This is a genomic window from Helicobacter sp. MIT 03-1616, assembly GCF_000765685.2.
Taxonomy (GTDB): domain Bacteria; phylum Campylobacterota; class Campylobacteria; order Campylobacterales; family Helicobacteraceae; genus Helicobacter_C; species Helicobacter_C typhlonius.
Genome location: NZ_JROY02000014.1, coordinates 1 through 12,373, shown reverse-complemented (window position 1 = coordinate 12,373; position 12,373 = coordinate 1). Strand labels below are relative to the sequence as shown.

The 12,373-nt window shown below is 35.9% G+C and carries 15 protein-coding genes; 13 read left to right on the top strand and 2 right to left on the bottom strand.

The annotated features are described in order from the left end of the window. The first annotated feature begins 2 nt into the window (after nucleotides 1-2). The 13 genes from lolA (at nucleotide 3) to LS67_RS09675 (ending at nucleotide 10,525) form a co-directional block, all read left to right on the top strand. Nucleotides 3-542, top strand: coding sequence for a LolA-like outer membrane lipoprotein chaperone (gene lolA / locus LS67_RS08585; protein ID WP_034327671.1), 540 nt, complete (start codon nucleotides 3-5; stop codon nucleotides 540-542). A gap of 30 nt (nucleotides 543-572) precedes the next feature. Continuing rightward, entirely contained in the window at nucleotides 573-2,177 is a 1,605-nt protein-coding gene (locus LS67_RS08580; protein ID WP_034327669.1) for an anthranilate synthase component I family protein, read from the top strand. Between the two features lie 23 nt (nucleotides 2,178-2,200). Next, on the top strand, nucleotides 2,201-3,805 hold the full coding sequence (locus tag LS67_RS08575; RefSeq protein WP_034327667.1) for a bifunctional anthranilate synthase component II/anthranilate phosphoribosyltransferase: 1,605 nt from the start codon (nucleotides 2,201-2,203) through the stop codon (nucleotides 3,803-3,805). Nucleotides 3,806-3,821: 16 nt separating this feature from the next. Further along, the gene (locus LS67_RS08570; protein WP_034327664.1) at nucleotides 3,822-5,354 is read left to right on the top strand and encodes a type I restriction-modification system subunit M; all 1,533 of its coding nucleotides are present in this window, start codon (nucleotides 3,822-3,824) and stop codon (nucleotides 5,352-5,354) included. A 173-nt stretch (nucleotides 5,355-5,527) separates the two neighbouring features. Beyond that, a complete protein-coding gene (locus LS67_RS08565; RefSeq protein WP_052099893.1) occupies nucleotides 5,528-6,310 on the top strand; it encodes an Abi family protein in 783 nt (260 codons plus the stop codon). A gap of 128 nt (nucleotides 6,311-6,438) precedes the next feature. Further along, entirely contained in the window at nucleotides 6,439-6,597 is a 159-nt protein-coding gene (locus LS67_RS09680; RefSeq protein ID WP_156407277.1) for a hypothetical protein, read from the top strand. 119 nt (nucleotides 6,598-6,716) lie between these two features. Continuing rightward, the gene (locus tag LS67_RS08560) at nucleotides 6,717-6,938 is read left to right on the top strand and encodes a hypothetical protein (protein WP_034327661.1); all 222 of its coding nucleotides are present in this window, start codon (nucleotides 6,717-6,719) and stop codon (nucleotides 6,936-6,938) included. Continuing rightward, nucleotides 6,928-7,197 carry a type II toxin-antitoxin system RelE/ParE family toxin gene (locus LS67_RS08555; RefSeq protein WP_034327659.1) on the top strand — a complete coding sequence of 90 codons (270 nt, stop codon included), beginning with the start codon at nucleotides 6,928-6,930 and terminating at the stop codon, nucleotides 7,195-7,197. The genes LS67_RS08560 and LS67_RS08555 overlap by 11 nt, the downstream gene beginning before the upstream one ends. A 50-nt stretch (nucleotides 7,198-7,247) precedes the next feature. Then, nucleotides 7,248-8,354, top strand: coding sequence for a restriction endonuclease subunit S (locus tag LS67_RS08550; RefSeq protein WP_034327657.1), 1,107 nt, complete (start codon nucleotides 7,248-7,250; stop codon nucleotides 8,352-8,354). A gap of 2 nt (nucleotides 8,355-8,356) precedes the next feature. Beyond that, complete coding sequence (locus LS67_RS08545) at nucleotides 8,357-9,754, top strand: DUF2971 domain-containing protein (protein ID WP_034327655.1); 1,398 nt, start codon at nucleotides 8,357-8,359, stop codon at nucleotides 9,752-9,754. 101 nt (nucleotides 9,755-9,855) lie between these two features. Next, the gene (locus tag LS67_RS08540; RefSeq protein ID WP_034327653.1) at nucleotides 9,856-10,086 is read left to right on the top strand and encodes a hypothetical protein; all 231 of its coding nucleotides are present in this window, start codon (nucleotides 9,856-9,858) and stop codon (nucleotides 10,084-10,086) included. Further along, on the top strand, nucleotides 10,070-10,345 hold the full coding sequence (locus LS67_RS08535; protein ID WP_034327651.1) for a type II toxin-antitoxin system YafQ family toxin: 276 nt from the start codon (nucleotides 10,070-10,072) through the stop codon (nucleotides 10,343-10,345). The genes LS67_RS08540 and LS67_RS08535 overlap by 17 nt, the downstream gene beginning before the upstream one ends. A gap of 9 nt (nucleotides 10,346-10,354) precedes the next feature. After that, nucleotides 10,355-10,525 carry a hypothetical protein gene (locus tag LS67_RS09675; RefSeq protein WP_161594492.1) on the top strand — a complete coding sequence of 57 codons (171 nt, stop codon included), beginning with the start codon at nucleotides 10,355-10,357 and terminating at the stop codon, nucleotides 10,523-10,525. Here the strand turns inward: LS67_RS09675 and LS67_RS08530 are convergent. Together LS67_RS08530 and LS67_RS08525 are read right to left on the bottom strand one after the other, a co-directional pair. Beyond that, nucleotides 10,496-11,014 carry a DUF4411 family protein gene (locus LS67_RS08530; RefSeq protein WP_034327649.1) on the bottom strand — a complete coding sequence of 173 codons (519 nt, stop codon included), beginning with the start codon at nucleotides 11,012-11,014 and terminating at the stop codon, nucleotides 10,496-10,498. The two genes, LS67_RS09675 and LS67_RS08530, sit on opposite strands and share 30 nt — an antisense overlap. After that, nucleotides 11,011-12,132: an ImmA/IrrE family metallo-endopeptidase gene (locus tag LS67_RS08525; protein ID WP_034327646.1), complete on the bottom strand. Its 1,122-nt coding sequence runs from the start codon at nucleotides 12,130-12,132 to the stop codon at nucleotides 11,011-11,013. Before LS67_RS08525 ends, LS67_RS08530 begins: the two co-directional genes overlap by 4 nt. Nucleotides 12,133-12,373 lie beyond the last annotated feature (241 nt).

Genomic DNA, 12,373 nt, shown 5'->3' with positions numbered 1-12,373 from the left:
AAATGTATATTCTAAGATATTATTTTTTGCTTGTGTTTGGCTTTTGCGCGATAGCATTTGCGTGGGGGGAAAACATACAGAGTATGGAAGCGGATTTCGAGCAGCTCATAGAAAATGAGGGCGGAATAGATATGTTTTATAAGGGAAAGATTTTTGGTAAGTCCCCAAACAAAGCCAAATGGGAATATCAAATGCCGCTTAAAAAAGAAATTTATATGAATAATGGCGAGGTGATGATTTATGAACCAGCCTTAGAGCAAGTGAGCTACTCTAGGCTAAGGACAAAGAGTGATTTTATTTCTATTATGAAGTCTGCCATAAAACAAGCAGATGGCAGCTACCGCACGAGTGTGGATAATGTAGAATACACGCTTTATGTGGATAAAAATGACAAGCCCAAAAGCATAAGCTTTGTAGATTCTATGGGCTCAAAGAGTGTGTTAAAATTTAGCAATGTCAAACTCAATGGCACATTAAATGATAAACTCTTTGTGTTTAAAGTGCCAGAGGGTGTTGAAGTCGTGGAGATAAAAAGTAGATAGATTCTGTAAAATTTTAAGTATGGAGCACTGATGTTTGATTTTACGAATACGCACAAAGCGCTTGTAGCGCACAAAGAGATCTTATGCGATGAGATTACCCCTCTTTCCGTGCTTTTTGCGCTGAAGGCTAAGGTGCTTTTAGAATCAGCCTATAACGAAACAGGCAAGGATAGATATTCTATTATGATTCTTGCTGAAGCGTTTAGAATCTGCAAGGAGCAGGGCGCACATTGGCTTATGTATGAGGGAAAGAAAATATTGCTGCGTGAAGCATTAGGCGCATATATGAATGATGCGGCGTTGCTGCAAAAATTAAAGATTACAAAGGGCAAAAAGCAGAACGCAGAGGATTACGGTTTCTTAGAATCCCTTGCCATTGTGCGAACACTCGCCCCACAGCCACAAGAAGTAGATTCTAGCGACACTAATTCCCCCACTTACTCTAATGTGTCTGATTTGCCCCTTGATCTACCTCTGCCCCTTGGTGGTGCGGGGTATATTGGCTATGAGTTTTTTGCCGAAATTGAGAATCTTAACTTCAACAATCCCGCTGAATACAGCATTCCAGAGTGTGGCTTTATCTTTGGGCGAGATTTTTTGGTTTTTGATCATTTGTTTGATAGGCTGCATATTGTAAGTGTGGGCTATGCGTATGAAAAAGAGCATATAAATCCCAAAGAGCGTGTAGAGCGCATTATGCACGATCTGAAAAACCTCCCTCGTTTGTTGCAGGATTTTGCTCAAGATACCGCCCAAGATTCTATCAAATCTAACAAAAGTGCTGATTTTATGCCCTATACGATTATCAAAGCCACTTCACAAACAGAATATGAATCTATGGTAGAGGATTTAAAAAAATGTATTTATGCGGGCGATTTGCTTCAATGTGTGCCAAGCCAAAGTATGCAGATTCGCTCAAGTATGCCGCCATTACAGGCATATCGGCATTTGCGACATCAAAATCCTAGTCCATATATGTTTTATTATGATTTTGATGATTTCGTGATTTTGGGTGCGAGTCCGGAGATTATGATTCGGCTTAAAAGCCAAAATGAAAGCAGTAATTTTATTTTGCGCCCCATTGCTGGGACACGTCCTAGGGGTAAAAGTGTGGCAGAGGACAAGCAGCTAGAATCTCAACTTTTGAGTGATGAAAAAGAGCTAAGTGAGCATTTAATGTTACTTGATTTGGCGCGTAATGACGCAGGTAAGGTGAGTGTAGGCGGGGGTGTAGAGGTTGTGTATCGTAATAAAATTGAACGTTATTCGCGTGTAATGCACATCGTTTCCCAAGTCCAAGGTGAGCTAGATTCTAAACGTTTTGCTAAACGAGATGCGTTTAAGGCTACCTTTCCTGCGGGGACATTAAGCGGTGCGCCAAAGATTGAAGCGATAAAAAATATAGAGCGGCTAGAATCAAGTGCTAGAGGCATATATGGCGGTGCGATAGGCTATTTCACGTATAATGAAGATATGGATTTTGCCATTGCCATACGCAGTGCAGTGTATCAAAATGGCGTGTATTATGTGCGCTCCGGTGCGGGTGTGGTGCAAGATTCTATTCCCAAAAGTGAATTTATTGAAACACAAAATAAAGTCCAATCAATGCTTGATATGCTCGCTCCTAAAGACTAGAGTAAAAAACTAAAGGAACAAAAATGATTTTGCTCATTGATAATTATGATTCTTTTACTTATAATATTTATCAAGCATTTTATCGCTTTGGCTTTCCTATAAAGGTAGTGCGCAGTGATAAGATAAGTATTGAAGAGATAAGAGAGCTAAATCCTCAATATATCATTATTGGTCCTGGTCCAAAAACACCAAAAGAAGCAGGGATTTCTATCCAAATCGTGCAGGAGTTTCAAGGTGTGTATCCCATTTTAGGAATTTGTCTAGGACATCAAGCGATTATGGCGGCTTTTGGAATGGAGATTGTCAATGCAAAAAATATCGCACACGGCAAGGTTGAGCCGCTACATCATAATGGCAAGGGGCTTTTTAGGCATATTAGTCCGCTCACGCCTATTGTGCGCTATCACTCGCTTGTAGGTAAAGCACACGAGCTGCCCGAATGTTTTGAAGTGAGCGCGTGGAGTGAAGATGGAGAAATTATGGCGATTGAGCATAAAAGTCATCAGCTAATGGGTGTGCAGTTTCACCCTGAATCTATTGGCACAACAGAGGGTGAGAAAATGCTTTTAAATTTCTTGCACTATACGCGTGAGATTATTCCTATCAAGCAATATCTCAAAAGCACTCTAAAGGGTGAAAATCTTAGCTTTAAACAAGCCTATGATGTAATGGACGAAATTACAGAAGGCAATATGAGTGATGCGCAAATTGGCAGTATTTTGACAAGCCTTGAGATTAAAGGTGTGAATGCGGAGGAGTTAGCGGGATTTGCAAGTGTATTGAAGAAAAAAGCCATTGCCTTTCCTTTACCACTAAGCAATGAGGTGCGTCTTGATATGGTAGGCACAGGAGGCTCTCCTCATAAAACCTTTAATGTATCTACCACAAGTGCATTGCTTCTTGCAGCTGCTGGAGTAAAGATTATCAAACACGGCAACAGGGCGATTACTTCAAAGTCTGGTTCGGCAGATTTGCTAAGCGCACTTGGCGTAAATATCAATATGGAGGTGCAAACTTGTATTGATGTTTATAAAAATATTGGTATTACATTTTTGTTTGCTCAAAAGTTTCACGCTGCTATGCGATTTGCTGCTCCTGCAAGGGCAACACTAGGCTTTAAGACAGCTTTTAATCTTATCGGTCCTCTAGCAAATCCTGCCAATGTTACACATCAATTTATTGGTGTATTTGATAAGGCATATACCGAGATTATGGCGCGCGCACTTGATATTTTGGGTATAAAAAGGGCAATGGTTGTAAGCGGATTTGATTATTATGATGAAATTTCACTTTGCGCACCCACACAAATTACAGAGCTTAATAATGGTGTGATTAAAAGTTATGTGTTTAATCCAAGTGAGATAGGGCTTGATTTTGTCCCTTATACAGAGCTTTGTGGAGGAGATGTGCAGGAAAATAAGCGCATTAGCCTTGATATTTTTTCTGCTTCACCCCAGTCATTACGCTCTCCTAAAACGCAGCTTGTTGCACTTAATACCGGTGCAGCGTTATGCCTTGCAGGTAAAGCGCAGAGTATCAAAGAGGGATATTTTTTAGCAAGAGACATTATAGAATCTAAACGCGTTTTTGATGTGCTAGAGGATTTTGTGAGATTATCAAATCAATGAAAGTATAGAGGTTTTTATGGCACATTCTTATAAAACTTTGGCGCAAACACTTTTTAAATCCGCCGATAAACTCCGCAAAAACATTGACGCCGCCGAATACAAGCATATCGTTTTGGGCTTAGTTTTCTTAAAATACATCTCCGATAGCTTTCAAGCTACTTTTGAAAGAGTGCAAAGCGAAGGTGGAGATACGGAGGATAAAGACGAATACCTTGCCTACAATGCGTTTTTCGTGCCGACAAAGGCGCGGTGGGGCTACATTATGGAAAACGCCAAACAAAGCAATATCGGCAGCCTTTTAGATAATGCAATGCAAACCATAGAGCAAGAAAACCCAAGCCTTAAAGGCGTTTTGCCCAAAGTCTATGCCAAAGAAAATCTAGATTCTATTTGCTTAGGTGGGTTGATTGATTTACTCTCTAATCTCTCTTTGCAAGGAGATTCAACCCAAAGTAGCGATATTTTGGGACATATTTTTGAATATTTCTTAGGTGAGTTTGCGCTAAGTGAGGGCAAAAAGGGCGGGCAGTTTTACACACCAAAAAGCGTTGTAGAACTTCTTATTGCGATGCTAGAGCCTTACAAAGGACGCGTATTTGACCCTTGTTGTGGCAGTGGGGGAATGTTTGTGCAAAGCGAACTTTTCGTGCAAAGCCATCAAGGCAGCATTGATGATATTTCTATTTATGGACAAGAGAGCAACCAAACGACTTGGCGACTAGCGAAGATGAATCTTGCCATAAGACAAATTGACTCCTCACAAGTTAAATGGAATAGCGAGGGTAGCTTCTTAAATGACGCGCATAAGGACTTAAAAGCGGATTTTGTCATCGCCAACCCGCCCTTTAACGATTCCGATTATAGCGGCGAACTCTTAAAGCTTGATGGACGTTGGAAGTTTGGCACTCCCCCTACTACAAACGCAAACTATGCGTGGATTCAGCACTTCCTCTATCATCTTGCCCCTAAAGGCGTGGCGGGATTTGTACTTGCCAAAGGCAGCCTCACAAGCAACACCGGCGGTGAGGGCGAGATACGCAAAAACTTGATAGAATCTAATCTCATTGATTGTATTGTCAATCTCCCCGCTAAGCTTTTCTTAAACACGCAAATCCCCGCTTGTCTGTGGTTTATGCGCCGCTCCAAGACAAATAAAGAAATCCTTTTTATAGACGCAAGAAATTGTGGCGAGTTGATTAATCGCAAAAATCGTATTCTCACGCAAGAGGATATTCAAAGGATAAGCCAAACTTACCACGCGTGGCAAAAAGCACAGAATCCACAAGGCACAGATTTTGCAGATTCTAAAGAATCCACCCCACCTTATGCTGACATCAAGGGCTTTTGCAAATCCGCTTCCCTACAAGAAGTCGCCGCACTCGGCTACACTTTGACACCGGGCAGATTTGTAGGCTTAGAAGAAAGTGAGGAAGATTTTGACTTTGAGACAGAATTTACACGCTTAAAAGAGGAGTTGCAATCTCAAATGCAAGAGGAAGAGGCATTAAATAAAAGGATTCTAGCCAACCTTGCGTTGATAGAAAAATGAAAGAGTAGAAGATTATAGAGTGATAAGAATCGCAAAAAGCATAAAAATACAAAATTCAGAGTAACCTCTCATCAGCTAAGCCAACAAGCACCCACGATTCATCGCGGTAAGCTCTCTGAATTGCAAGGATTATAGTATAATTATCCTAAACACAAGTTTAACAAAGGGGATAAATGGGACATTTTAACCTAGAGATTGAGAATTTAAACAAAATAAAAGACTTATTTACGCAATATCCCCATTTACTGACATCTGATTTTGACAAACGCATTACGCAAAGCATAAGAGTTTTACATTTTCGCTATTTATGGGGAGTGTGCAGGGAAGCACAGATTGTTTTACCTAAATTTCATACAGATAATCTTTTTGATTTTATTATGAGTTTCTACAACAAAAGGCGCAAAACTCATCAAGCCCATTTTTTACTTTTGCATTGTTTTGAAAATGCCTTGCGTAGCACATTAGCAGTTGAAATCGCAAACTTATATAACCAAGATAAAGATGATTGGTTTTTAAAACCCCAAAGTCAAAACGCCAAAGAAAATAAGCTTTTAAGGCAAATCGCAAACATTACAGATAAAAGACATTTACAAATCTCTAGCTTTAAAAACACCTTTGAAGTTTTTGATATTTTTTCTCTAGGGGATTTGCAACAAATTTTAGACAATCATTCGAGCGAACTTGCCCCATTGTTTAAAAATCCAAAGGAATATAAAAACCAAATGCTCCCAACCTATGGCACAAAAGAATCCTTGCTGACTAAAATTAACAAAATCCGCAATGCAAGAAATGAGATTTTTCATAATAAACCCACAAAAATAAAATTCCAAAAAGATTTGGAAATCTTGCTTTTACATTTGGGTTATAATCTCAAAGATGCTATCGCTGTGGGAGAGATTCAAAGTGTAATCAAACTCCAATATCAATACGAGACTCCAAAGGCAAGCAATGAATAAAACCACTTGGAAAAGGGTGAAGTTGGGGGATTTAATATTAACACGCAAGCCGTGATGATTTATGTAAAAGTTTCATCGTAATCTGCTATAATGCCTAGAAAATAAATAAAGGAAGCAAAGGAAAAATAATGAATATCGCCTTATCCAAAGAAGCACAAAACTTGCTTCATCTCGCACAAGAGAATACGAAACAGCCAATAGAAGCGATTATCACAAAGGCATTGGCAAATTATTTAGAGGATTTGGAGGATTATAAAAGTGCGCAAGAAGCAGAGGCGACTACTTAGCGGCACTCTTTGATTGGCATTGAGGATTTAGCAAAAAAGGCAAAACTTAATGCAAGTGAAATAAAATAAAGATTATAAAATTTGCTATAATTAAAAAACTTCAAGCCAAAGGATACACAATGACACTTATCATTGAAAATGTCAAAGAAGAGTTTTTGCCAGCTTTTAAGGGGTTGGCTAAGGGAATTAAGGCAAAGATAAGAACACAAAAATCAAGAGCAGAAGCTATTGCCCAAATGGAAAAAGAGAGTGAGGAAATGGATAAACTCTACAAACAAGGCAAATTAAAAACCTATTCAAATGCTAAAAAAATGCACAAAGATATTTTGAATGAAATATAAAATCGCTTATTCAAAACAATATAAAAACGCAGTAAAAAAACTTAACAAAGAAGATTTAAGCCTTGTTGAAAATCTCTTAAACCGCCTTGCAAATGATGAAACTTTAGAGCCAAAATACAAAGACCACAAATTAAAAGGTAGTTTAAAAGGCTTAAGGGAATGTCATATTAAACCAAATTTAGTTTTGATATATGACAAAATAGAAGATTTACTCATTCTAAAGGCAATTAATGTTGGCTCTCATAGTGAAGTGTTTTAAGTCAATCTCTCAAAGTATAAGCAAAGCATAGAATCTCACAAAGGCAAGCAATGAATAAAACCACTTGGAAAAGGGTGAAGTTGGGGGAGGTAGCGGAGATAAATCCGCTAGAATCTATCAAGAAAAATACACTTGCCAAAAAAGTTTCTATGGACAATTTAGAACCATTTAATAAAAAAATTTATTCTTTTAGTATGGAATCTTTTAAAGGTGGAAGCAAATTTAAAAATGGTGATACACTATTAGCAAGGATTACACCTTGTTTAGAAAATGGCAAAACTGCTTTTGTTGATTTTTTAGAAAACAATGAAATTGCTTTTGGCTCTACCGAATTTATTATTTTAAGAGAAAAAGAAAATATAAGCGACAAGCACTTTTTGTATTATTTGGCAAGAAGTGAAAATTTTAGAGAAACTGCTATCAAATCAATGACAGGAAGTTCAGGCAGAGAAAGAGTGCAAATAGAGGTTATAAGGGATTATGAGTTTTTGCTTCCGCCCCTTGAGACACAGCGTAAAATCGCGGAGATTCTAAGTAGTTTGGACGATAAGATAGATTTGCTTCATCGCCAAAACAAAACTCTAGAATCCTTAAGCCTCACTCTCTTCCGCCATACCTTTATAGACAATCCCAACCGCAACGAGTGGCAAATCGGTAAGTTGGGGGATTATATAGAAATAAAAAGTGGAAAACCGCTAAAGAGAGAATTTTTTGTAGAAAATGGGGCGTATGAAATTTTGGGTGCAAACGGAATTATAGGGAGAACAAATCAATTTTTATGTGATGAAAGATTAATATATACAGGTAGAGTAGGAACATTAGGCAAAATTTTTCTAATTAATTCTCCCCAAAAAGTTTGGTTATCTGATAATACGCTAATTGTAAAACCTAAAAAGCATTTTTACTTTATATATTTTCTATTGAAAGAACTAAAGTTAGAGAATTTTAATGTTGGTAGCACACAACCACTTATTAGACAAAGTGATATAGCAAACATAGAAATTTTAATTCCAGATAGTAATTTGGTTTTAATGTTTGAAAATATATGTATTAATATTTTCAATAAAATATCCCATAATATGAAAGAAATTCAAAGTTTAGAATCTCTGCGTGATATAATGCTACCAAAACTCTTAAGCGGGGAAATGGAAGTGTGAAAATGAGTGAGCAAAATAACAAAATATTCTATCGTTTGCGGAGTTTAAAAAGTATTTTTAAATATAAAGAGTTAGAGAATCAAGAGATTTATTTTGCCTCTCTTGATGAGTTAAACGACCCTATGGAAGGTTTTAGAAATATTGTATTTAAGGGGGATAAGATTGTTTGGCAAAATCTTTTTAGGCATTATTTTAAGTGTTTAGAATGGATTTGCAGAGCTTATGCTTTAGGTGGAGAAAAATTTGAATGTAAGATTTCAGATTTTATACCTTTATATGCTGAAGCTAGAGATTTTCCTACACCAATGTATAGAGAATCCTTTGACAAAATCTATCAAGAATTTATACAAGTATGTGGTAAGACAATTAAAGCAATCTCTAGGCGAACCACTGCGGTAAGTAGAAAAGAGCTGTTGTTTTACCTGAGCACAATCCATTACATTGCACTTGGAATTATACAAAGGTATTATATTGAGCAAGGTTTCATAGAATATAGAGGATTTGACTATCCAAAAAATACCCAACCTCTTGCTATGGTCATCACTATGGTTGATAATATTGAAAAACTGATTAATGAAAATGAAGAGCAGAATAAAGATATTTTAAGAGATTTGTTTGATGTATATAAAAATATTATGCACTCTGTTTATCTAGGTAAGCTGCAAGATACTGAAGTATCATCAAATAGAAATTTTATCCTTTTTGAATTTATGGATTTTTATGTGCAAAATTTAGAAAAACTAATGTATCCAGAATGTTATATAGCTTGTTTTATGGAAGAGGCTCATAACTCTTCTATTTGGGGGCATTATGGAGATGGACATAAAGGCATTTGTTTGATATTTAAATCAGAAAATAATTCGTTGGAATTGTATGGCAAAAGACACAATGAAGACAAAGGAGAGTGGCATAAATATAATTTTGAAAAAATAAATTATGAGGATTCGTATAACGAAATAAATTTTTTTGAAACGATTGGGAGACTGCCTATCCCAGCATTAATTTCTACTTGGTATGTAGATGAAAGCGGCAATAAAAGCCCGATACTAGATATGCTTTCTAGCAATAGAAATAAACGACTAAATCAATATTGGAATAATGTTTATAAAGAGATTCTCATTAAAACGAAAGATTGGGATTATGAAAAAGAATATCGCATTGTAATGGATAGCTTTTTAGATGATGAAATAGATAAAGAAAATAGAAAATTTAAATATCATTTTAAAGATTTATGTGGAATTATTTTCGGAATGAGAACCTCTATGAAAGACAAAATAAAAATTAAAAAAATTATAGATGAAAAATGTAAAATAGAAAATAGAGAAGACTTTGAATTTTATCAGGCGTATTATTGCCAGAAAAATAAAAATATTCAATATGAACTTTTGTTGGATATTTAGATAAGCGTATCTATTGCGCTTCCACCTTTGCTCAACTTTTGCTATAATATCCCGCAAAATGTGGAATCCTAAAGGCAGATACAACAAGGGAAGGAGCAAGAATGACCTTAATTATTACAAACGCAAATAAACAATTTGCAAAAGCGGTAAAGAGTATGGCAAAGGCGTGTGATTCCAAGATAAAAATCATAGAACAAAACGAAACTTCCTTAGAAAAGCAGCCAAGCGATGAGCTTTTGGAAGCTATTAGAGAAGTGCGAAATGGGGAAGTAGAGCGATATGAAAGCTTTGAGGATTTCAAAAAGGCAATGCTAGATGAAGTATCGCATTGAACATTCCAAACGATTCAAAAAGGCACTCAAAAAACTTTGTCTTGATGATGTGAAACTTGTTTTGCATATTGTTGGCAAGCTTGCCAATGATGAGCCTTTGGATTCCAAATATAAAGACCATAAGCTTAAGGGGAATCTTGAGGATTTTCGCGAATGCCATATTAAGCCAGACTTGCTGCTAATCTACCAAAAGCAAGAGGATATTTTGATTCTTACTTGTATCTCTGTGGGTAGCCATAGCACACTTTTTAAATCCTAAGGAAAAACAATGCAAGAACCTCAAAAGCTTGATGAAAACGCCATAGAATCCTTGCTCCTGCAACATTTAGAAAACGCAGGATATGACTACAAAAGCGGCAAGGAATTAGAACGCGTCAGCAAGGAGTTAAGAAATAGAGCTGTAAAGGCTTTAAGATTCTTGTTGTGTTGTATTCTCTAAGATAAACCTTGCTTGTTCGCGTCTTAGAAATTCTGCTATATCTATACAATCAATCTTTAAGCTTTCGCAGACATTAGGAATCTTTATCGTGTTTTTAGCATTATTGCCGCTTTTGGCTTCGTGCGTTACGATAGTGTAGGATTCTTGATAAGCAAGTGCTACGAGAAAATAATCTGCTCCTTTAGAAAAATCTTTGATTGCTATATCTGTGTATTGCATTGTTTGTAATGCTTGGGAAACTTCTGCATAGGATTCTAGGCTAATGTTTTCTATGGATAGGAAAAATCTCCTATTGTTTAACTGCTCTTTAAAATCTTGCAACTTGGGATTATCAGAAGTTATTTCTTTATAAACTTTGTCAATGGATTTTACAGAATCTAATCTAGCGCATTTATTTAAAAACTCCCAAAATCCCGGGCATATATCAAAGGCATAAAATCTGTAAGCGGATTCTATAAAAATGTTTGTATCAATCAAATATTTATTCATTGAATTGCCTTTAGTTCTTTGGCAAGTTTATCAAACTTATCAAATCCCTTAATGCTAAGCAAATTAAGTGCTTCTTTATAGGTTTCATAGCCATTGAGTGTATCAATAATCACACTTTGAGTAAAGTTTTTGCTATTGGAGGCAATAATATTAGAGTAATAATTACCCCCTTTGGTATCTTTATTTTTTGAAAATTGTTCTAGCTCTGCATTTTTAAACTCCTGATAGTTTTCATTATCTGTTAATTTAAGCAAAAGTGCTTTAGTAGCAAGTGCTAGAGGACTTGCCATTTCAAAATCATTTTTCAATTTTTCTATATTTGCTTGAATAGGAATTTGTCGTTTCCATTTTGATTTAAGGGCTTCGCTTGGCATTAGAATCTCTCCTGCAATGTTATTGCAACGATATTCTTCTTGTAAATCAAAATCATAAGAGCTTACGCCGCTGTGTTTTAATAAAATATGCGCTAATTCGTGCAAGAGAGTAAAAATTTTTCCATTTTCGCTTGTATCTTTAGAATTTATAAATATAAGGGGTGCGTATTCATCATAAATGGCATAACCCCTGCATTCATTAAAGCTAATGGCTTTACGTGTTTGGTTTTGTGAGATTCCGCTTTGTTGCACGATAATATTATATTGCTCAATATTATTTTTAAGAAAGTTAAACCTCTTCCCTTTTGAGTATTTTTTTGCTTTATTAAATTGTGTCATTTGCTTGATAGCTTGGATAATGTCTTTGTCTAAAGTTAAATTTTGATTTGCTAAGAACTTGCTGTGTCCATTTCTTATAAGATAATTTCTAAACCATTCTTGCTTTTTCTTGCTTGAAGCAATGCAAGATTTGAGGTTTTGGCTAAATTCTGCACCATTGCTTCTAAAATCTGGCAAAGATTCCTCCGCTTGTGGTATCTCATCTAAAAATAGGTAAGCAAAAGGAATATCAAAGGCATTTGCAAAATTTATGAGTTTTTCTGTTGTAATTTCAAAGGTTTTGGAGATTTGATTGATAAAGTCTTGGAATTCTTTGCCTTTTTTCTTGCCAAAAATTTTTGCAATATCGCTTTCTTGATATGGAATATTTCTTATAATTTTGCTATTTTCGTAATTCAAAATCACAATATATCCTCTAAAAGCTGTGTTATTAATCAATTATTATAACTAAAGATTATGTCGTGTATCCTTAATTTCTATTTAATATTTCGCTACAATACTTTAAATTTTTATGCAGGTTTTAAACAAATTTTAAGGAATCAACAATGCAAGAACCTCAAAAGCTTGATGAAAACGCCATAGAATCCTTGCTCCTGCAACATTTAGAAAACGCAGGATATGACTACAAAAGCGGCAAGGAATTAGA